Origin of the sequence: Rhodocytophaga aerolata, from assembly GCF_030503435.1 — a bacterium.
GTDB lineage: Bacteria > Bacteroidota > Bacteroidia > Cytophagales > 172606-1 > Rhodocytophaga > Rhodocytophaga aerolata.
On record NZ_JAUKPO010000001.1, the window covers coordinates 352,462 to 373,839 of the forward strand.

Genomic DNA, 21,378 nt, shown 5'->3' on the forward strand with positions numbered 1-21,378 from the left:
TGAGTTGTACAAAACGCCAGACAGCGTGTATCCTCTAAATTCACTATATGTCCGCTATAATAGCGTGTGTATAAGTGTTAGGTGTAAGTTGAATTATGAAAAAAATTGGGTTTTTACTTCTGCTGTTTTTAATATTTACTAAAAGTTATTCACAAGTAGAAATCCGTGGTGTCAACAAAATTGCAACACAGGGCATACAGTCCGACTCTATAAATGTATCGCCGAATAAAGATTTTGAGGAGCGAATCAGAATAAAGCCAACAAAAGAATCAAAAAATGATGTAGAAATAAGGTTCTATGCTCATTCAACACTGACTGATACAAGAGATTTACTAATAATACAATTACATGAGAGTACTTGGAAAGGAATTATATTTAGGGAGACGAACTACCCAAAGATTAAGATTAGCAAGTATAAGTTGAAAGCAAAAGCAGAGTTGGCCGAAGTGTATACTACGCTTCTTGAAAATAATTTGACAAGGTTACCTAATCAAGAGGAACTCAAGCCCAAGATGCGGAAAGTTTCGATGCAAGACGGCTGGGAAGTTGAACACAAGCTTTCTGTTACCGATGGAACGGTCTATATGGTAGAGTTTAAAATTGGCGATAAATTTAGGGTTTACTCATTCCATAGTCCCGAACTGTATTCCGAATTTTATCCGGATGTACAAGAATTGAAAGACTATGTTGCTATAAAGAAGATTTTTGAAACAAAACTAATAGAATAACTGCTAGCCAAACCGGTTAGCAGCCAGCACAGCGCAATCTCCAAGCTTGAGGGTATGCCGCCGGTTGGCTTTGGTCAATAAGAAATCATTGTAACAGACGAACCGGCTAATTCTAACCGGTTGATAATTTAAATCCAAAAGTTGTTAATCAGTTTCATAAGAGAAAGACATTTAAATTTCTAATATTTCATAAATAATAACAAATATTTACTGTTTATCAATAATTATTTATTATATTTATAGTGAAATTTTAATTTATAAAATCATTATGAAAAGAATTTCAACAACATTTCTTCAGGCAGTTATCGTGCTTATCGGCATGGTGGCGATTGCCATTTTGATTCGGTTTCCCTTAACCGAGGGAAGGGCTACAAATCTAGACTTGTTCAGCATTTACGCTGACCCGTTCATCTTGTATGGATACGCAGCATCAATCGCTTTTTTTGTTGCGCTGTATAAGGCCTTCAAATTATTGGGATACATCGGGCAAAATAAAGTGTTCTCCTCAGACTCTGTCGGAACTTTAAAGAGCATAAAGTATTGTGCCATTGTATTAAGTGTTTTAATTGTGGCAGCAGGACTATACATTAGAATATCCCATTCTAAAGAGGAAGACCCTGCGGGTTTTATTGCCATATGTATCTTGGCTACTTTTGTGTCGATTGTAGTTGCAACTGCTGCGGCAATATTTGAAAAAATCTTGCAGAATGCCATGGACCTGAAATCTGAAAACGACTTAACAATTTAACCTATGCCAATCATTGTAAACTTAGACGTGATGATGGCAAAACGAAAAATTTCTCTGAATGAACTTTCTCAAAAAGTTGATTTGACATTATCTAACCTTTCTATCTTAAAGACAGGTAAGGCGAAAGCCATTCGTTTTAGCACCTTAGACGCAATTTGTAAAGCATTAGACTGCCAACCAGGCGACATTTTGGAATATGTAACTGACAAAAATAAAATAACAACTCACTAACCTCAGCTTGGCAAAAGTAGGGCTGACAGTTTCCATTGTCAAGCCTTCACCAAGCCATAAACCGTTAGCCAGTACAAAAAAGATGAAGTTAAGGAAAGGAATAACTGGATTTTATACTCAATGTGACAAACAACCGACTCCAACAGTAGATGAAGAATTGTTAAAAACTCTCTAGTATAGGCATACTAATAATTTTCTTTGGAATTGCTAAACTTGGCAAATAGTGATAATTTACCGGCTTATCACCTATTCCATCGTACATGAAAAGTCTTTATTTTTTATGGTTGCTGGCTGTCGGCTGCTTCGCCCTACCAGAGGTTTATGCTCAAAATGCTGCCAGTAAAGGTTCTCTTAGTGACTTAGCTTTTATAGAAGGCCATTGGAAAGCAACACCCGAAGGGCGAACAATAGAAGCTTCCTGGTTTCCTCCCGCAGGCGATAACATAGCCGGCATGATGCGTATGATGACCAATGGGAAAGTTACTATGTACGAAATCCTGGGCTATGAGAAGACAGAGCAGGGTATAGTATCTCTGGTAAAACATTTTAAACCCGGTATGATTGGGCAGGAAGACATAGAAAAGCCTGTACGGTATATTTTCTTGGAGTCAAGCAAAGACCGGGTAGTGTTCGAGCAGGATAATCAGCAGGTGCGGGTATTGTATGAAAAACGATCTACTGATGCTTTTGTCATCTCCATTGGCCGGCAGGAAGAAGGCAAATGGGCATTTAAACCCTTGTTTGAGTTTAGCCGGGTTAAATAAATCATTCATCCATAGCATTCTACATTAGCTTATAAATTCTATGCCTCCGCTTCTTTGGGTTTTTATAAAAAGAAACGGAGGCTTTTTATTCAATAATTCTACCCAACTGCTTCATTTGATAATAACTAATCGTCAGTAACTTACGTAGGGATAAAGATTATTAGTGAAATCTTTCTATGGCTTCTCAATCTTTCTTCCGCAGACATCCCATTCTTACATTCTTTCTGATACTTATTCTTCTAGGCGCTGCGGCAGCTGTCTATCTATTTAAAACTACATCCAAAGAAGAACTGGTAAAACAGGGAAAAAACTATGTAATGCCAGATTTGCAGAGTGCCAAAACCGTAATAGACGAAATCACTGCCGACTCTTTGAAGGGAAAATTAACCCTGCGGGTAAAAAACAGTTTACCCCTTACCATAGATATAGATAGCCTGCAATACAAAGTAACTCTGGATGGCGATACCGTAACCAAAGGCTATGACGACACAGGCATTCGCATAGAGTCTAAGTCTAATGATGAAGTTACCGTGCCGATAAAAGTGAATATCCGTTCGTTTTATCAGAAGGTGCGTCAGCTGGAATCGGATAGTGCTATGGTTGGCATACATGCGGTGCTATACAACCACTTTCCTGTAGTAGGCAGTAAGGCTATTCCCGTTAATTTTACAAAAAAAATCTATATACCCAAACTGCCGAAGGTGGAAGTAGACGGCATAGATCTATCCAATATGGGCCTAAAAGGCGGTAAATTACAGGTAAAAGTGAAAGTGACGAATTACAGTGCTATGCCCTATACCGTTAATGGGTTTACCTATCACTTTAAGATGAGCGACAATATAGATCTGGAAGGCAAGAGCGACCAGAATTTTAATTTTGATAAACCAGGTACAGAGATTATCACGATACCAGTTGACATAGACCTGAACCAGGTAGGTGAAGCCGCTGTAAAAATCTTGTTTAAAAGTGAAGACACTCCTTATACGTTCGCAGGCAATATGCACATTGTTACCGACAATGCTGCGCTTGGCAAGTTCAACATGGCCTTTCAAAACGCTGGGACTATCAAAGAGCTGAAAGAAAATGTGAAAGCGGCCGCACAAAAGGGTAAATAAAAGTTGAAGTTTAGCAGTATCAACCCGTATGAATTTATCCGGGCGATACTGTTAAATATATCACCAATTTTTCAGCGAACTGGCTTTGAGGTTAATTTTTAGCTAATAAAGCTTCATACTCGGAAGCGTGCCGCTTTACGAAAGCAGCTACAAAGCGGCAGGTAGCTAGTATTTTCATTCCATTATCTTTGGCATAAGCAAAGCCGGCTTCTACTAGTTGCTCCCCTACTCCCTGCCCTCTAAGCGATTCGGGTACAAAAGTATGCTGAAAATCAATAATACCCTCTTCCGGTAAGCTGTATGCAAGTTCGGCTTCTTCGCCTTCTACCTGTGCATAAAAAGTCTGTTCTTGTAAATTATGATCTATATGTACTTCCATAACTATTTTTAGTTGAATACAATCAAAACTTTGTTACTTACGTAAACGACATAAATTTGTAGCAAAACTCAATTCATTTCCACAGAAATATATTTTACCCGCCTTCGATTTATTAATTATCCATGGATACAACAGAGCCTAAAGATTTAATGCAGCGATATCCGCTTGTTAGGTACACCTTTCTTTTATTGTTTGGCTTTTTATTTATTGGTGCTTTGTATTATGCCCGTGCACTCCTGGTGCCGATGAGTTTAGCGGCCTTGCTGGCTATGCTGATGCTTCCCTTATGCAAAAAGTTTGAGAGCTGGCGTTTTCCCAGAGGATTGGCCATTGTTTTATGTATTTTAATTATTCTGTTAACTTTTCTGGCGTTAATCTCTTTATTCACCTGGCAGATTGCCGATTTCGCCAGTGATATTCCCAGCCTGCAGGTTCAACTTAATAAAAAGTTAGATATGTTGCAGGGGTTTGTAGAGCGCCAAACCAATATTTCCCCTGAAAGGCAGCTTGAATATATCCGTCAACAATTTTCTACTTTCCTGGAATCTGCCGGCCAATACATGACTGGTATACTAAGTGCAACCACTGGTACACTGGCTACTATAGGTATTTTAGCTATTTACATTTTCTTTTTTATGTTTTACCGCGAGAAGTTTGAGCGGTTTACCTTAATGATCACGCCAAATGCCGAACATGACAAAGTAAAGAATATAATTGGACAAATCAGCCTAGTTACTCAGCAATACTTATCTGGGGTACTAATTGTGGTAGTTATTTTATCTACACTTAATTCTGTAGGGCTGCTGGTTATTGGTATCAGACAAGCCATATTTCTGGGATGTTTAGCTGGGATACTGAATATTATACCCTATATAGGAGTACTTATCGGAAGCTTGCTTCCCATCATTATTGCTTTACTTACAAAAGATGGTATAGGGCCGGCCATTGCGGTAGCAGGTGTATTTGTGTTTGTTCAATTTCTGGAAAACAACTTCCTGACGCCTAATATTGTGGGTGGCAAAGTGAAGATTAATCCACTGGCCTCTATTATTGCGCTGCTCATTGGAGGCTCTTTGTGGGGGGTTGCCGGTATGATCCTTTTTATCCCTTTCTTGGGAATAGCTAAAATAATATTTGACAATATAGAAAGCCTTCGCCCGTATGGCTACCTGATCGGGGATGAAAGTGATACTGAAGAACCAAATGCAGCAGATAAAATAAAGAAATGGGTTAAAAAGAAAAGGGCTGACAAACAGCCCATTCCTTAACGGTGCTGGCTGTGTACATATTTTTCGGCAAAGCGGCAACTCGTTATAATGCGGTAGTTATTTTGCCGGGCATAGGCTAATCCGGCCATTACGAGTTGTTTGCCTATTTCATTGCTGCGTAGATTTTCCGGAACAAATGTTCTTTTAAAATCTATTAAACTCTCTTCAGGCATTTTATATACTAGTTCTGCCTTCTGGCCCTGTATATCTGCATAAAAAACCTGGTTCTCTTTGTCATGCATTACTTGTACATTCATCATAACAATATAATTAGTTAAGTTTCCTTACGGATAAATAGGTACATCTGTTTTAAAGATGGTTTTGCCACTTACAGCTTCTCTAGTAAGCTTATATTTTATCCATAACTTAACGCAGACCGGATCATTACAAATTCTTGTATATTGTTCATATCGATTACTCCTATCAGGCGGTTGCCTTCTACTACAGGAAAAAAAGCATTTTTCTTGCGTTGTGCATTTGCATATACTTCTGTGAGGCGGTCGCTAATAGCTACTGTATCAAAATTCCGCTCCATTATTTCTGTTACGGCTTCTCCTGCCCGGTTTTCGCGAAGGGAGTTAATAATTAAGGAGCGGGTCATGATTCCTATAGCTTGTCCGTTGTCAACAACTATCAGATCCTGATCAGAGCCAGATAATAGTTTATCTGCTGCATCTTTCACTGAATCAGCCGGTGATAAGGTTACGAAGTTGGTAATCATGGCACTTTGCACGGTGTAATCTTTCAGTAATTCCAGGTGTTGCACCATTACATTTTCTGTCCGGGCACCAAAGTATACAAATATGCCAATCAGAATCAGGATAGGATTGCCGGAAGTAAGGCCGAAAAAGACAAAGCCAAGCGCTAAAAACTGTCCTAAATTCGCCGCAATCTGTGTGGCACGCATACGCCCCATCCTCATGGCAAGCAAAGCACGAAGAATTCTGCCACCGTCCATAGGAAAGGCCGGGATAATATTAAAAACCACTAAGGCCACATTTATTCTGAATAAAGAATTTAAAAAGCCTGCTGTACTAGCTATGCCTGCCGTTTCTTCATTAATAAACAGCTGATCGGTTTGAATAAATGGAAATAACAGCAGGGCAATTACAACGTTTACTGCTGGTCCGGCAACTGCTACCCACAACTCTTGTCTGGGGTCCTCCGGAATGCGTTCCAGGCTAGCTACCCCACCAATAGGTAAAAGTGTAATTTTCTTGGTATCTACCCCGTAGCGCTTTGCCGTAAGCGAGTGGCCTAATTCATGTAGCAAGACGCAAACAAAAATACTTAGTACAAAAACCACCGTGTTAATAATAGTGGGCGTATCGTTTCCCTTGCTAACGCCAGATATGACAATCCAGCCTAAAAGCAATAAAAAAGTCCAGTGTACGAGAATTTTTATCCCGGCAATTCTTCCAAGTACTAAAGATCTGCCCATAGTGGTTGGTAATGTGGTTAAATATTAGTAAAATAGTACTTCAATCTTACATCAAGTCTGCTCACTGGTAGGACTTCCCTCTTTTATAAGGGAATGAACCAGATTCACAGCCTACAGTACCTGATATGTATCTGATACTAACGGATTTGGACGGTGTATGTTTTTTGTTAATTTTTTAGGTTTTTTATAACAGACACCAAACCCCGTAAGTAATAATTCGTATAGTGTATTATTATAACATTTTAAAGTTAAAACTAGATTAAGTATTGTTAGGCCATGGAGTCAATGTTTGAATTTATTATACTACCTTCTGAAGAACAGGCGCAGTATGTATGGGAAAAGGGCACATTTCTGATGTCGCGGCAATTAGGCAGATACAACATTAGTTTGTATCACGTAGATGGGTTTTATGCAGAAATATGGTATAATAAATTGGATAATACCATTTACGCAATCACTCCTTTTAAAGATACTTCCCGGTTAGAGCCTTATTTGGCAGAAATTGAGCTGTGTTAGATATACATTTCAATTAATAAGGTAAACCTCAAAGTATGAGATGTAAATTAGTGCAATTTTTAGGCACTTTATTACATCTGCTTTAGATTACATAAGTTACCTACTTTAGTAAAATTCATTTGTACTATCTATGGATGTAGCATTGGATACATTCGTAGATAGTTGCGTTTTATAGGAATATATTCTTATACATTGCTTTATTTAATTTGCCACTTACTCCTACCTATTAATTAGTGGATTTCCTTCCATACCTCCAGGTAATTTTCCTCAAGTTCCCATTTATTGAAGTAGAGTTTTCCTTCTATATACCACACACTTTATTCTTCAAGTAGTTAACATTTCCTCTAGCAATAAATCGTTATACTCAAACATAAATAGTTAGTAATCAGATTTTTGAATTTAATCAGCTTAAATTATTCTACTCTTTTTAACTTATTTACCTTCTAAGCTTTTAGTAGTTCATCATCCGCTAAACTGGAAAGTCTAGCTGCACAGCATTGCCCGACTTCCATTCACTTTATCCGGCAAAACTCAAAATCTTTTTTCACAAAGCTTCAAAAACCTATAGAATTTATAAGCTTAAAGTGCTGAATAACAAAATTTAACTAAAGTATTGTATTTTTTAAACATATTATATAACAAAGCAGTTAAAAGCTTTAAAGACTGGCAACAATATTGCTTGTAAAAAATAAATTTATTCTACAAAATATCACATTGTTTGCCAGACCTAAGTATAACTATTACACAGCCAAGGGTAACTTATAGTAGCACTAAAGGAATTTAGCTATACTATCAGCAACTCTTACATCTTTTTTAAATATTTAACCATATGACTACAAATCAACAACATATTCTCTCCATGTACCAGACAGTGTTGTCTTACATGGATGCTAAACCCACTATGTGGAATACAATAGGGCCTATTGTCAAATCTGTGTTTATGTTCAGAACCTACGTAACAGCCCTTATTCAGCAAATGTATATTCAGCCTGGCCAAATGGCTGCACTCTATATGCAAGATAAAGATGGGCATATGCTGGCCATGTCGGATATGTCGCTTGCTATTTTATTGAAGGTTCGCGCGTATGCTAAGGCATCTAATAATAAAGCCTTGCTTTATGCCATAAATTACTCTGAGAATGAGCTACGTACTGGTTCAGAAATACATATTGTGAAACGCTGCCAGACTATATATAACAAGGCAAAAGATCATTTAGCAGAATTGACAAAATATGGCGTTACTGAAGAAAGATTATCACAGTTGCAGCATGCCATAAACACTGTCAGACCTATGATTACTCACAGGAATGCAGTTGCGAATAAAAAATTAGCTGCTATGGTGAATGTGCCTTTACTTATTGAAGAAGCGCGGGCCGAACTAGAGAAACTCGACGAATTAGTTAAAACAACTATTTTTGATAGAAGGTATATAAAAATGTATATGCAGTTACGCAATCAGACAGAAATGCCTTTACATACACCTTCTGTACAGATGAGTAGCAATAATCTGCAACTTTCCTAGAATTGATTCGCACAAGTGTAACAGGCTTTATCTCAACAGGTAAAGCCTTTTTGCTAATTAGCCCAGTTTATTATAAAACTAACCGGATTGATTCTTAAACCACTTAGCTACTTTTTTATCGAGCCGTGTAAGATACCCTACAAGCAATATAACTGATATAATGCCGCCCAGTATCATGAACCAAATTACCTGGTCTTGCATATGATCTGGCACTTCTCTACTCCGCACGGTGGGATAGTCTGTAGGAGTTTGGGCGAGCAAAACAGGAATCCATAAAAATAAATACAACAGCTTATCCATAACACATATTTTTAGGGGTAAAACATATAAGCAGGCAAAACTAAAGTTGTTACAAGAGGGTGTATCTCCTGGTTAGTTTAGCTGCTTGTTAGTTTATCCTACGTATTTGATGCTCAGCTGTTGTAAAATTTGTCATATACTTAATCTCCGGTGATATAATAAATCTGTAAATCTTTGTTCATTTTCAGCATAGTGTACAGCTTTCGGGTTTTCCAGCTGCGTTGATTGGGCCGACGGTACCTATAGTTTACATAATAATCTATCACGTAGTTACCTTTTTCATCTCTGGAATAGCGGAAAGTTTCCCACAACACGGTATACTTTGCTTCAGGTGTACGTTCCCATGCCTGGTTCTGCAACTGTTTCAGTAATTCATCTGACACACCATATTCGTTAAAAAACCGGATAAGGCTAGGGGCATAGTACTGAGCCAGGCGGCCAGAATCTTTAGCTTCCATAGCTTTGTAATAATTTTCTAAGCGGTATTGCAGCTCTGATTCCGTGAGCATAGCTGTATTGGCAGCCGCCAGGGTAGTAATCCCTTCCGGAATGGCAGATTCTTCAGTATCTGAGACAGAATCGTCTGCTATCGTAGAATCGGAGTCTTGATTGCTTTCAACAGAATCCATATCTACCGATTGGGCTGCAGCATACGTTTCCCGGCTGGCAGACTTGGAGGCATTTTGATACAACAAGGTTATTATAAAAAAACAGGCGGCCATCAGCGTAAATACAGCAAATATGCCAGCCACCGTTCTCGACTTCTTCTTATGTTCAACAACTTTTATTACTGAATCAACTTCTGCGTCTGTGGATTGGATGCTGTTTACCGATATCTCCCGCAACATTTCCTGATATTGTTTCTCTCTTTCTTCATTCTGTATTTCCTGTACGGCTATTATAAACTCGTCTGCATCCGCAAAGCGTTCATCGGGATTTTTAGCAGTGGCTGTATTTACCAGCAGTTGTAGTTTTCCCCTGATCCCTTGCCTGATTTCATGTTCTTTAAACAGGGGTTCATATACGATTTTGTTCTGTATCTCAAATTCGGAACAATTGCTTCTAGCATACGGACCATTTCCGGTGAGTAACTCATACAAGACAACACCTGCTGAATAAATATCTGTACGGGCATCCAGAGATTTTTCATAAATCTGCTCAGGGCTTTTGTAGCACACATTCCCTATTTTAAAACCCGCCTTCGATAAAGCCATCGTATCGGTTGACAGTAACCTGGATGTACTACAAAAAGAGATCTTTACTTTTTTATCTGTAGTAATAAAGATATTAGAAGGCTTAATATCGGTATGCAATACGCCGCGTCTGTGAGCTAAAGCAATGGCCCCTAGTAGCTGCAGAAAAATCTCCATAATTTCTTCTTCCGCAAGTTCTCTATCCGCCTTGTCGATGTATTGGGCCAGGGTAATTCCATCTACATATTCCATCATCAGGCCAATGCCCTCTGTCGATTCTGCCAACTCGTAGATGTGTACAATATTTGGATGGTGCAAACTGCTAATCAGCGGAACACTGTTCTTCAGATGTTTGGCCAGCCTGGTGCTTCTTACCAGGTATGGATTATAAACTTTTAAGGTGGCTGGGGTTCCCTTCCGGGTATCTGAGGTAAGATAGACGGTACTCATGCTGCTCATGTTGAGCAATTTTTCTACCTTATAATGGAGAACTTCCTTTCCTAACATAGTTGTTCTTTAATTATAACTAAGACCTTAACGTATAACTATACAGAAAAGCTATACCTGGAAGGTAAATACTTTTATAGAATAAATCTATTTTTTAAACTAATATCTTCTATTTTAGCGTTTTATCCGGACAGTAGAAACCTTAAGTTACTTCAGTAAACTTTTAGTCAGATGAAAAAAATCAATGCTCTTTTTGCCGTTTTATGTATGTTAACTGCATTTCTCCAGAATGCCTCTGCTCAGAATCCTGCTAGTTATGGGGCTCATTTTGTTCCGGATAATCCGGTGCCTGCTTCAGCCCTTACCAGCAAATTGAATGGAAAAGAATCTGTTGACCTGCAGACAACCGGAACCGTAAAAGAAGTTTGCCAGGCTAAAGGCTGCTGGATCAAGGTAGATGCCGGCAATGGACAAGAAATGCTGGTAAAGTTTAAAGACTATGCTTTTTTCGTACCGAAAGATATTGTTGGAAAACAAGTTGTACTCAATGGAAAGGCTTTTCAGAAAACGATACCTGTAGCCCAGTTGCAACATTATGCCGAAGATGCCGGAAAGTCTAAGGAAGAAATTGCCAAAATAACCCAGCCTCAATCTTCCCTGCAATTTGAAGCGGATGGAGTGTTGGTAAAAAATTAAATGTATACATTCTCTAAAGGCAGTACAGGAGACAGGTTAGCCAACTTCTCCTATGCTGCCTTTATTTTTTGATATAAATATATCCATCTTCCGCCTGAATGGGAGTCTGAAGTAGCTGCCATACATGGTTTGCTACTTCCTCGGCAGTTAGCAAGCCATTGGAGTTTTTTAAGTCAATAAACCGCTGAAGTGTGCTGAAATTATCCTGGGTGGTTTCGCGTATGGCATCTTGCATAGGTGTGTCGGTAGCGCCTACGGATAAAATATAATAACTAATTCCTGAGTTTGAAATTTCCGCTTCCTGCCTGGCTACTTTTGTTAACATATCTAATGCTGCTTTAGTACTACCATACATAGACATGCCATCTCTGGGGTTTCGCCCGGCACTAGTACTCACATTTATCACCAGCTTCTCTTTAGTGGTGTGTGCATATTGTTGTGCAAATGCATTCATCAAAATAGCCGGAGCTACACAATTACTAGCATACACTCTGGCTATGGAGGCATTATCCAGCTTGCCAATATGTTTCAATTCCCCAATCCAGGCAGCATTATTAATTAATACAACCTTGCTATAGAAGGAAGCATCAGGAAAAATACTGGCTAGTTTATTTACCAACGCCTGCCAGTCCGACAAATCTGCCTGAATATTCGTGAATCTTTCCCGGCTCTTCATAGGCGTGCGGGAAATGCCTATAACTGCTGCATGCGGGTACGAAAGTATTTTGTTGAGCAGTGCTTTACCTATCCCCTTGCTGCAACCGGTAATAATATATAATGCTTGAGGATGATTTTCTTCCATAGGTATATAGCTGTAAGTGATTTAGTATGGAAATAACATATTATCAGGCAGTTTTTTTCATAAAAGCCTTTATTCGGTCTACCCCTAGTTTAGCCAGGTTATTGGCATCTTCAGATACCTGAAAGACATAGGTAAACCCAACAAACAAACCAGTGATGACCGCTGACCGGAAAAGAATGTTGAGCAATGTAGGAACAATTTCATCTTCAGGAGCTGGCACCAGGGAGGCAGCAAAAAAAGTAACCGCCATAATTAATACTACGATTACCGTTTTTATATTAAAAGGCTGCATCCGGAATTTAATCCAGAGAAATACGTATTTTAAAATATTATATAGAAAAACAGACAAGGAAGTACCAAATGCTGCCCCGTTAATTCCATACAGCGGAATAAAAATATAATTAGTTACTACAATCAATACAGCCAGAAATACAACCGAGATCAGATTAAACCGGTAATATTTAGATTGAAGAATAATCTCTCCATTTACTCCGGTAGCCATATCAAAGAGGCGGGCAGCTCCAATAAACAGAATTACATACTTGCCTGCCCGGTACACTTCCCCATTAGGAATTATATTAAATATAGCATCTGCATTGCACCATATGCCCAGAAAGCAAAATGCCCCGATAACAAGTTGATTAATAGCTGATTTCTTATAAATGTCTTCAATCTTATCGAGGTCGTTTTGTTGCCAGGCCTGCGAAAGAATAGGTGTACTGATTTGAGCAATAGCCCGGCGGGGAATCTCTATAATGGTGCCCATAAAAAAGGCAATGGTATAAATGGCCACTTCTCTGGTTCCTGCCAGAGAGCCTAACATCAGAAAATCTATTTTCGTAATAATAAGCGTAGCTGCGCCTCCCAGTAATATAAAAGCTCCATAAATCCCCATCTCTTTCAAAAGTTTTCCGGTGAGGAAATCCAGGCGAGGTTTTATATGCAATACTTTCAGGTTGTACAAATATGCCATCAGCAGCAATGTAATTATTCCATAGGTAGCAATAATCGAGAGAAGAAACTGGTGAAAGGTGATAAGTTGAAAAGAATACAGGAGAATAAAACCCAGCGTAATCAGCTTCAATACCACATCCCTGAACAAACCAGGTACCACAATCCGCAGATGCACCCGGCTATACGCCTCCAGTATCAGCTGGTACATCATAAAGAATACAAGGGGAATGAAATAATAAAAATAGGTATTTACAGCTGGGGATTTTTCCTGGTATACTTCCAGCCATATATTTTTAAACGCCAGGAATAACAGGCAAAAAAGCAGAAAACCGGCTAATGGGAAAATCAATAAAAAAAACAGGAAGCCATTATTCGTCTTGTCTTCGGTACGGAATACAGGTATAAACTTATCTGCTATGTTTGCAGCACCCAGCTGCACAAAAGCGGCTATAAACAAGCCGTTTTCCTGCAATAAACGCATTAATCCATACTGCTCCGGGCTTAATATTTTAGGAAAAACCACTATTGTATTCACAGCCCCAATCAATACGCCCAGGTATGCCACCGTCGAATACTTCAAGCCCTGTCTAACAATAATCCCCATGTATACTTTACTGTTTAACACTTATCTTTATAAGCGTCAAATTTATGCAGGATATTGTATAACAGAGCTATCAGCCTGAAATATATGTAAGTGGGCATTGTAAGATTTATCTTTGGGCAATAGAACAAGATGGCCACTGGCAGGAAAGATGCTGGGTATAGAGCTACTTCCCTGTTTGTACCACACTTTTATGCTTAAAAAGATAAATTTTTAATTACCGATATTTAATTAGAATTTTGACCCATTATCTATCTATAGTTCCGGCTTGTTGTTGCAACATGGCATGAAAAAAGTAAAAAAAATCGTCTGGAACAGCTTAAATGCCATTGGTATGGGCGGAGCTGTACAATTAATATTGGAAAGTGCTTTACTAGAAAACGGCTGGTTTAGAAGTTACCATACCAAACAATCGGTTGACAGAGACGGACAGCCAATTCCCTGGTGTACTTATCCTTACATCCATTTTGTGGAGCCTCGCTTACAGGAACATATGGAGGTATTTGAGTTTGGCTGTGGCAACTCCACCCTGTGGTATTCTTCCAGAGTAAAAAGCATAAAAGCCGTAGAGCATGATAAAAACTGGGTTAAGCTTATGGAGTCCAAACTTCCGGCTAATGCACAAGTTGTTTTTCAGGCTTTGCAAGAAGACGACAACTATGTACGGGAGGTGGGCAAAAGCGGGAAAAAATATCATATAATTATTATAGATGGAAGGAAACGCAGCAAAAGTGCCAGAGAAGCCGTGCAACATCTGACTGAAGACGGAGTGATTGTATGGGATAACACAGATCTTCCACAGTACCAGGAAGGTGTTAAGCATCTGCTCAACGTAGGGTTTAAACGTTTAGATTTTTGGGGATTGTCTCCTATTACCGCACATTTAAACTGTACTACCGTTTTTTATAAATCCACAAATTGTTTACATATATAATTTGGTAAAATGGCTACGTATTTCCAGGATTTTATGAAAATAGAACAGCAATGAAAGTACTATTCATGTTTGGCGGCTTACCTCATTATTATAATCTGGTATTGAACAGGCTCAACCAAGTTCCCGGGCTGGAAGTTGTTGTAGTGGCTCCGTCTAATCAAAGTAAAAATGTAGGCGCAGGGGTACACCAGACTTTAGAAGGCATTGATTTTAAAGTTCATTTTCTGGAAGAGTACCAGACAGTGTATGGTAAAACATTCTTTAAAAATTTCAGTCAGCTTATCCGGCAAGAAAATCCAGATGTGATAGTCACTATATGGCCTTATGTAGTAGGGTTCGTGTACAACATACCTCTACTAGCCCTGATTAAATCTAAAGGCATTAAACTTATTTTAAAAGAAATTCCATTTAAGATTCCTAAATACCAAGAAGCCCGCCAATTTTATGCGGAAGGTGGCATCGTTACCGAAGACCTAAAAACTAACCTGAACCGGAATAGCCTGCTTTTCCGGCTGAAATATGACCTGGTTACCTATGTGCGTAAAATTTATTACAACCTGATGGATGCCCATGTCAATTATATTGAGGAAGCCTATGATATTATCGGAAGTTACGGCGTTGACAAACGTAAAATCTTTATCACCTATAACTCGCCAGATACAGATATCATCTATGCAGCGAAAGAAAAGATAAAAGACCTCCCTCCTATTCTTCCTCCAAATCCGCATCGATTGTTGCATGTGGGCCGGCTTATCAAATGGAAACGGGTGGATATGCTTATTGAAGTATTCAGCCGGTTAACAGATGAGTACCCCGACGCTGAACTGGTAATTGTAGGAAATGGTCCGGAAGAGGCCACCCTGAAAAATCAGGTTCAAGCACTAGGGTTATCACAATCCGTCCACTTTACTGGTGCCATTTATGATACAGAAACCTTAGGACGGTATTTTACAGCTGCCGCTGTATATGTACTGGCGGGTCTGGGTGGCTTATCTATTAATGAAGCCATGACTTTTGAGAAACCAATAGTATGTTCAGAATGCGATGGCACTGAGAAAAAACTAGTACGAGAAGGTTACAACGGCAAGTATTTTAAAGAAGGAGATGCAGATAGTTTGTATCAGGTATTGCAGGAATTATTGGCTAATCCTCAACAACTTGCGCAAATGGGTAAACGGTCGGAAGAGATTATCCGCAATGAAGTAAACATTCACACGGTTATAAAAGGATATGTAGCTGCTTTTAATTTTGTAACCAATCATAAATATCACCTTCAATACACACCTACGGCAACTACAGAAAAAGTAAACAAATTATAAAATTCAGCACTGCTTAAAAGCTTTCTATTAAATGTTCTATACAAAAAGAAAACCCGGCTGTAGACCGGGTTTTCTTTTTGTATAATTACACCTGTTTGTCAAACAGGTTTTGCATAGTATTATTTACTTATCCTTGCCAAAGCCTTCCATCTTGATAAGCTTGTTATAAAGACCCAAAAGCAAGAAAGGAGCTGGCCACTGGCCTACAAATAACGCCTCTTCGTCTTTCTTCATCACTTTAAGTGTAGCTGAAATAGCCATTGAGCCTAAAGCAGCCCATAGAAATATGTCTGAAGGTATTTTAGCCGTATACTGCTCAATAGCAGTAGCTACCGGACCTTCTTTATACTCTGGATTGAAGTTGTCAGCTTTATTTTTCAATCTTTGTGCTTCGTCTTTTACTGATTGTGCTTCCATAATTCTGATTTTTAATTAGGTTTTAAAATGTGGTATATGCCTACCAGAACGTATTTGTTACTTTATTGTTTAGCATTTGCTACAAAATAACAAGGAATCTAGCTGATAGAATCATATCTAAGGTTTTACGGAATATTTTCAGTTTAGTTGAATTATAGCTTACTGGTTTCTACAGCTTTCAGGTAAACACACAATTCCCGACACATAACTCACCTCCTTACAAACCCTAAAATTGCACACGTAAAACCAAGAATCTGTATTACTTACCGCGTACTTAACCTTTGCCAGGGGTTTGCGTAAGTTAGAGTAATGTTGAACCTAAAGTCTTTGTTATGTATACGTCAGTTTTTTGGATCATTTTAGCACTAGTAGCAATTGTACTAGTAGTGTATATAGCTGGCAACAGCAAGAAGCGGAAACGGGTAATTAATGAATCTACCCAGAAGTTTCCTGAAAATAAAAGTACTCCCCGTAGTGCCCCTTAACCATACGGGCTAATGCCGGAGAAGGTACTTTCTCAAGAAATACCTTTTAGTTGATAGTGGGACGCTTTACTATACTAAGCCAGTTTGTAAAGCTGAGTGGCTATAGTATGAAAATATTCCGCCTATACACATTTGACCGGTATGCGTTTGTAGCTTGGTGACTGTTTTTTCAGTAGCTAGATACCTAGGTCAAAAGCATAAACCTACCTTAATCAGGTAGCTCTGGTTAAACGAAGTTTAAGAATAGCATTGGTTTGAGATATCAAAAACCCTAGTAACTTTGATAGTTCAAACCAATATTTTTGTGAAATTTCGTAGAAAACACTATACCGACGATACCTTACTGGCTCTTTACAAAGCTATTCTAAAGCCCCGCCTGATTGAAGAAAAAATGCTAATTCTGTTGCGGCAAAACCGGATCAGCAAGTGGTTTTCCGGTATTGGACAAGAAGCCATAGCCGTGGGTTCTACCATGGCTTTGCAAGAAGATGAATACATTTTGCCGCTTCACCGGAATCTAGGTGTTTTCACAGTTAGAAATTGTCCTTTACATCAGCTTTTCGCTCAATTTCAAGGCAAACCCACCGGATTTACCAAAGGCCGAGATAGATCTTTTCATTTCGGCACCCAGGAGCATCATATCATAGGCATGATTTCGCATCTGAATGCGCAGCTACCGGTTGCTGATGGAATAGCTCTGGCAGATATGCTGGCTAACCGCAATAAAGTAACCCTAGCTTATAGTGGCGATGGTGGCACCAGTGAAGGAGATTTTCATGAAGCGTTAAATGTGGCTGCTGTGTGGAACCTACCTGTTATTTTCCTTATCGAGAACAACGGATACGGCTTATCTACCCCAAACAACGAACAATATAAATGCGAATATCTGGTAAGCCGGGGGGCAGGCTATGGAATGAAAGCTGTTCAGATAGATGGGAATAACGTGTTAGAAGTATATGATACCATTGTTCAGCTAAGTGCCCAGATGCGGGAAAACCCTCACCCCGTACTGGTAGAAGCCCTAACTTTCCGGATGCGGGGCCATGAGGAAGCTTCCGGAACCAAATACGTACCTCAAGTTCTGCTGGATAAATGGTCGGCGTTAGACCCTGTCTCCAATTACGAAAAGTTTCTCTTGCAAGAAGGGATTCTAACTGAAGCAGTTATAGCAGAAATTCGTGCATTAATCAAAGAAGAAATCAATGTGGGTCTGGAAAAAGCCTTTCTGGATAAAATGCCGGAAGCAGATACAAAGCAGGAGTTACAGGATATGTATAAGCCATTTGTACAAACTGCGCATGCACCTGCTAATGCAACCAAAACAGAGAAAAGATACATTGATGCTATTTCGGATGCTTTGCGGGAAAGCATGCTCGCCTATCCGAACCTGGTATTAATGGGCCAAGATATAGCAGAGTATGGAGGTGTATTCAAAATTACAGATGGCTTTGTGAAACAATTCGGCAAAGAACGTGTCCGGAATACACCGCTTTGCGAATCGGCTATTATTGGAGCTGCTCTGGGCTTATCTATCAATGGATATAAAGCTATGGTTGAAATGCAGTTTGCTGATTTTGTTTCCTGCGGTTTTAACCAGATAGTTAATAACCTGGCTAAAAGTTATTACCGCTGGGGGCAGCATGCAGATGTCGTTATCCGGATGCCTACTGGCGCAGGTACAGCTGCCGGGCCCTTTCACTCTCAGTCTAACGAAGCCTGGTTTTTCCATACTCCCGGATTAAAAATTGTTTACCCATCTAATCCTTATGATGCCAAAGGTTTACTAAATGCAGCGATAGAAGATCCTAATCCGGTTATGTATTTTGAACATAAGTCTCTTTACCGTTCTGTTGCTGCTGCTATTCCGGATAGTTACTACACCGTACCCATTGGCAAAGCCGTCCTAACTGCTATAGGCGAAGATCTGACTATTATCACCTATGGAATGGGTGTACACTGGTGCCTTGAAATCCTAGCAAAGCACCCCGAAATACACGCTGACCTTATAGACCTGCGCACGTTGTTACCCTGGGATAAGGAAACTGTGGCGGCAAGTGTTAAAAAAACTGGTAAGGTTTTGGTGGTGCATGAAGACTGCCTTACCGGAGGTATTGGAGGAGAGATAGCGGCCTGGGTGGCAGAACACTGCTTTACGTCCCTGGATGCCCCGGTTATGCGGGAAGGCAGCCTGGATACAGCTGTACCTTTTGCTCCAACATTAGAGCAAAATTTCTTACCTAAGTATAGAATAGAAGAAAAGATAAAAAAACTGCTTGCCTTTTAAATCTACCTTGCAAAAGGTGTGAAATGGATTCAGCAAATGCTAGCAGAAATGTATTTTCTTACTTCTAAGAAAAGTATCTTATTGCGTAAAGTTAAGAAAATCAACCTTTTTGCAGATATTCGTGTTAAAATAGTAACAAGCTGGCAACTAAATAAACATCCATACCAAAACAACAGATATGAGGACAACTTTAACAGGCTATAGTATATTACTCATAATCGGACTGATAGCTTTTTCTTCCTGCCAGAAGAAAAATTGCCCTACCTTTTGGGGACCTGCCGATAACACCCAGGTTGCTTCAGATAGCAAAAAAGACTCTGGTGAAAATCTGGATACGGAGGATGGCGAACGCACGGTAGAGTTTCCGGTAATACGGGTAAAGCGGGATAAGAATGGCATTGTTACCAAGCAGCAGCCTAAAAAGGGAAAGAAAATGTATAAAGACCCTAGAAAAGATTACAAACCACAACGAAATTAACCTTGATTTACTGAGCAGACCCCTCCAGTTCAAGATTTAATCCTAATTAAACACCCTGCACATTGATGCAACAAGTTATTGTTACCTGCTTAAGGGCACTGTTTACATCCTGTTTTGCTTTTCTTTGTAAAAGAAAGGTAGCAGGTAGTGTATATGCAGGTACTGTTCAAACACTTTGTATAGTATTAATAAGCCTTTTTTTTATCAGTATCCCGGCAGCCGACGGATTCTCCCAAAGTAAAAAAGACCGGGAAAACCTAGGTATGGTGAAAGTGAGGTCTGATAAATTTAAACGGAAGAAATCTAAAGAAACAGCCAATTTTACCAGCAGAAACTATAATAACAATCCTCCGGGAGGTTCAGTAAAAGACCGCCAGAAAATGTCGTCTTTTATGGGTAATGGCTTGGTACCCGTTTCTAAACCTAGTGGCGGTAATATTGGAAATCCCAGCAAAGCAGAAGCCTACCGCAACCTGAAGCCGCTGAAACCAGGCCGCAATCCGATGGGTGAACAGATTGCCCGCCAATCGCAAGCCTATAAAGGTAATGGCTTAGTTAAAAGTGATTACAAAAAACGGAAAGATGCCCGCAGACGCGATGGCAGGTTTGGCCACTATAAAGGTGTACTGGTAAAAAGTGATTATAAAAAGCGGAAAGATGCCCGCAAGAAAAGTCAGCAGATTAGCAAGTACAGAGGAGATCTGTTAGTGAAGAAAATGCCAAAAGGTGCACATCCAAGTGCTGTATGGAGAGGTGGAAAAGTTAAAAATTCTTATCAGCAAAAGGAGAAATACCGTCAGCGGATGATGAAGCGGATTGGCAGAAATAAAAACAATCTTCAGCCAAATTATTTGCGGAAGAAAAACCGAGAAGAAAAACCAACGTATGATTCAAGAGAGAACGAAATTTGGAGCAAACCTAGATAAAAACCTATGAACTGGATTAAATTGAATGACTCGTCACAAGTAGACGAAATAAAAAAGGAATCGGAACAACAACCTGTCTTAATATTTAAGCATAGTACCCGTTGCTCTATCAGTGCAACTGCCCTAAGCCGGCTGGAGCGTTCGTGGAAGGACGATGACATGAAAGAGTTGAAACCTTATTATCTGGACCTGCTTAGCTACAGGCCTATTTCTAACAACATTGCCGAAACCTTTGGTGTATATCATCAGTCGCCTCAGGCGTTGATTATCCACAAGGGTAAATGTGTATACAACTCCTCACATTTTGATATTACTTACCCGGATATTAAATCGCAGATGGAGACTATTACTAAAGTAGCCTAAACAAAAAGAGCAGAATGTAGATTCTGCTCTTTTTGTTTATTGGCGCCTAAAAAGTAAAACTTACCACTTGCTCTACGTCCGGATGCAGACTCAACGCCACCGGACAGGTTAAAGCAGCTCTTTTTAATTTTTCTTGCTGCTCTATAGATAATGATATATTGGCTTTCATATCAAATACAATTTCTATTTTAGCAATTTTTCTGGGATTAGAAGCCATCGTCTTAATAATTTCAAATTTTGTATCCCGGAGTTCAATTTTTTCCCGTTCAGCGACTATTCCCATAATAGTCATCATACAGCTGCCTAAGGCTGCACACACCAGGTCTGTTGGAGAAAAGGCTTCGCCCTTTCCGTTATTATCTACCGGGGCATCTGTAATAAGGGTATTACCTGAGGCAACATGCGTAGCTTTTGTCCGGAGATTACCCTGATAAATTGTCTGGATTGTTGGCATAATTAAGTAAATT

25 protein-coding genes are annotated in these 21,378 nt (G+C 39.4%); 16 read left to right on the plus strand and 9 right to left on the minus strand.

The genetic code is table 11. The features are described 5' to 3' along the window. Positions 1-95 precede the first annotated feature (95 nt). The 5 genes from Q0590_RS01375 to Q0590_RS01395 all read left to right on the plus strand — a co-directional run bounded on the left by Q0590_RS01375 (position 96) and on the right by Q0590_RS01395 (position 3,586). Complete coding sequence (locus Q0590_RS01375) at positions 96-728, plus strand: hypothetical protein (protein ID WP_302035678.1); 633 nt, start codon at positions 96-98, stop codon at positions 726-728. A 268-nt stretch (positions 729-996) separates the two neighbouring features. Further along, positions 997-1,476: a DUF2975 domain-containing protein gene (locus Q0590_RS01380; protein ID WP_302035679.1), complete on the plus strand. Its 480-nt coding sequence runs from the start codon at positions 997-999 to the stop codon at positions 1,474-1,476. A 3-nt stretch (positions 1,477-1,479) separates the two neighbouring features. Then, positions 1,480-1,707 carry a helix-turn-helix domain-containing protein gene (locus Q0590_RS01385; protein ID WP_302035680.1) on the plus strand — a complete coding sequence of 76 codons (228 nt, stop codon included), beginning with the start codon at positions 1,480-1,482 and terminating at the stop codon, positions 1,705-1,707. Positions 1,708-1,967: 260 nt separating this feature from the next. Next, a complete protein-coding gene (locus Q0590_RS01390) occupies positions 1,968-2,471 on the plus strand; it encodes a DUF6265 family protein (RefSeq protein WP_302035681.1) in 504 nt (167 codons plus the stop codon). A 176-nt stretch (positions 2,472-2,647) separates the two neighbouring features. Continuing rightward, positions 2,648-3,586 (plus strand): LEA type 2 family protein, encoded by a 939-nt coding sequence (locus Q0590_RS01395; protein WP_302035682.1) that lies wholly within the window; start codon positions 2,648-2,650, stop codon positions 3,584-3,586. A gap of 91 nt (positions 3,587-3,677) precedes the next feature. Here the strand turns inward: Q0590_RS01395 and Q0590_RS01400 are convergent, their stop codons facing one another. Then, positions 3,678-3,965 (minus strand): GNAT family N-acetyltransferase, encoded by a 288-nt coding sequence (locus tag Q0590_RS01400; RefSeq protein WP_302035683.1) that lies wholly within the window; start codon positions 3,963-3,965, stop codon positions 3,678-3,680. Between the two features lie 122 nt (positions 3,966-4,087). On the opposite strand from Q0590_RS01400, the gene Q0590_RS01405 reads away from it, so the two are divergent. Further along, positions 4,088-5,233, plus strand: a complete 1,146-nt coding sequence (locus Q0590_RS01405; protein ID WP_302035684.1) for an AI-2E family transporter — start codon at positions 4,088-4,090, stop codon at positions 5,231-5,233. Here the strand turns inward: Q0590_RS01405 and Q0590_RS01410 are convergent. Both Q0590_RS01410 and Q0590_RS01415 read right to left on the minus strand, forming a co-directional pair. Continuing rightward, positions 5,230-5,493, minus strand: a complete 264-nt coding sequence (locus tag Q0590_RS01410) for a GNAT family N-acetyltransferase (protein ID WP_302035685.1) — start codon at positions 5,491-5,493, stop codon at positions 5,230-5,232. The two genes, Q0590_RS01405 and Q0590_RS01410, sit on opposite strands and share 4 nt — an antisense overlap. 95 nt (positions 5,494-5,588) lie before the next feature. Beyond that, positions 5,589-6,674, minus strand: a complete 1,086-nt coding sequence (locus tag Q0590_RS01415) for a site-2 protease family protein (RefSeq protein ID WP_302035686.1) — start codon at positions 6,672-6,674, stop codon at positions 5,589-5,591. A gap of 285 nt (positions 6,675-6,959) precedes the next feature. Between Q0590_RS01415 and Q0590_RS01420 the strand changes: the two genes are divergently transcribed. Beyond that, the gene (locus Q0590_RS01420) at positions 6,960-7,190 is read left to right on the plus strand and encodes a hypothetical protein (protein WP_302035687.1); all 231 of its coding nucleotides are present in this window, start codon (positions 6,960-6,962) and stop codon (positions 7,188-7,190) included. A gap of 829 nt (positions 7,191-8,019) precedes the next feature. Continuing rightward, positions 8,020-8,712, plus strand: a complete 693-nt coding sequence (locus Q0590_RS01425) for a hypothetical protein (RefSeq protein ID WP_302035688.1) — start codon at positions 8,020-8,022, stop codon at positions 8,710-8,712. A 78-nt stretch (positions 8,713-8,790) separates the two neighbouring features. Here the strand turns inward: Q0590_RS01425 and Q0590_RS01430 are convergent, their stop codons facing one another. Together Q0590_RS01430 and Q0590_RS01435 are read right to left on the minus strand one after the other, a co-directional pair. Next, a complete protein-coding gene (locus tag Q0590_RS01430; protein ID WP_302035689.1) occupies positions 8,791-9,012 on the minus strand; it encodes a hypothetical protein in 222 nt (73 codons plus the stop codon). Positions 9,013-9,152: 140 nt separating this feature from the next. Beyond that, positions 9,153-10,712, minus strand: coding sequence for a serine/threonine protein kinase (locus Q0590_RS01435; protein ID WP_302035690.1), 1,560 nt, complete (start codon positions 10,710-10,712; stop codon positions 9,153-9,155). A 171-nt stretch (positions 10,713-10,883) separates the two neighbouring features. Here Q0590_RS01435 and Q0590_RS01440 point away from each other — a divergent pair, with 171 nt between their 5' ends. Then, entirely contained in the window at positions 10,884-11,348 is a 465-nt protein-coding gene (locus Q0590_RS01440) for a DUF4920 domain-containing protein (protein ID WP_302035691.1), read from the plus strand. A gap of 61 nt (positions 11,349-11,409) precedes the next feature. On the opposite strand, the gene Q0590_RS01445 is transcribed toward Q0590_RS01440, so the two are convergent. After that, positions 11,410-12,150, minus strand: a complete 741-nt coding sequence (locus Q0590_RS01445) for an SDR family NAD(P)-dependent oxidoreductase (protein WP_302035692.1) — start codon at positions 12,148-12,150, stop codon at positions 11,410-11,412. A 43-nt stretch (positions 12,151-12,193) separates the two neighbouring features. Further along, positions 12,194-13,708 (minus strand): oligosaccharide flippase family protein, encoded by a 1,515-nt coding sequence (locus Q0590_RS01450; protein ID WP_302035693.1) that lies wholly within the window; start codon positions 13,706-13,708, stop codon positions 12,194-12,196. A gap of 283 nt (positions 13,709-13,991) precedes the next feature. On the opposite strand from Q0590_RS01450, the gene Q0590_RS01455 reads away from it, so the two are divergent. Both Q0590_RS01455 and Q0590_RS01460 read left to right on the plus strand, forming a co-directional pair. Then, on the plus strand, positions 13,992-14,639 hold the full coding sequence (locus Q0590_RS01455) for a class I SAM-dependent methyltransferase (RefSeq protein WP_302035694.1): 648 nt from the start codon (positions 13,992-13,994) through the stop codon (positions 14,637-14,639). Between the two features lie 50 nt (positions 14,640-14,689). Further along, entirely contained in the window at positions 14,690-15,958 is a 1,269-nt protein-coding gene (locus tag Q0590_RS01460; protein WP_302035695.1) for a glycosyltransferase family 4 protein, read from the plus strand. A 123-nt stretch (positions 15,959-16,081) separates the two neighbouring features. Here the strand turns inward: Q0590_RS01460 and Q0590_RS01465 are convergent, their stop codons facing one another. Beyond that, a complete protein-coding gene (locus Q0590_RS01465; protein ID WP_302035696.1) occupies positions 16,082-16,375 on the minus strand; it encodes a hypothetical protein in 294 nt (97 codons plus the stop codon). Positions 16,376-16,707: 332 nt separating this feature from the next. Here Q0590_RS01465 and Q0590_RS01470 point away from each other — a divergent pair, with 332 nt between their 5' ends. The 5 genes from Q0590_RS01470 to ytxJ all read left to right on the plus strand — a co-directional run bounded on the left by Q0590_RS01470 (position 16,708) and on the right by ytxJ (position 20,911). Continuing rightward, positions 16,708-16,860, plus strand: coding sequence for a hypothetical protein (locus Q0590_RS01470; protein ID WP_302035697.1), 153 nt, complete (start codon positions 16,708-16,710; stop codon positions 16,858-16,860). Between the two features lie 304 nt (positions 16,861-17,164). Beyond that, entirely contained in the window at positions 17,165-19,144 is a 1,980-nt protein-coding gene (locus Q0590_RS01475; RefSeq protein ID WP_302035698.1) for an alpha-ketoacid dehydrogenase subunit alpha/beta, read from the plus strand. A gap of 178 nt (positions 19,145-19,322) precedes the next feature. Further along, entirely contained in the window at positions 19,323-19,622 is a 300-nt protein-coding gene (locus tag Q0590_RS01480; RefSeq protein ID WP_302035699.1) for a hypothetical protein, read from the plus strand. 65 nt (positions 19,623-19,687) lie between these two features. Further along, positions 19,688-20,548: a hypothetical protein gene (locus tag Q0590_RS01485; protein WP_302035700.1), complete on the plus strand. Its 861-nt coding sequence runs from the start codon at positions 19,688-19,690 to the stop codon at positions 20,546-20,548. 6 nt (positions 20,549-20,554) lie between these two features. Then, positions 20,555-20,911: a bacillithiol system redox-active protein YtxJ gene (ytxJ, locus tag Q0590_RS01490; RefSeq protein ID WP_302035701.1), complete on the plus strand. Its 357-nt coding sequence runs from the start codon at positions 20,555-20,557 to the stop codon at positions 20,909-20,911. Positions 20,912-20,957: 46 nt separating this feature from the next. Here the strand turns inward: ytxJ and Q0590_RS01495 are convergent, their stop codons facing one another. Further along, positions 20,958-21,365, minus strand: coding sequence for an OsmC family protein (locus tag Q0590_RS01495; RefSeq protein ID WP_302035702.1), 408 nt, complete (start codon positions 21,363-21,365; stop codon positions 20,958-20,960). Positions 21,366-21,378: the final 13 nt, after the last annotated feature.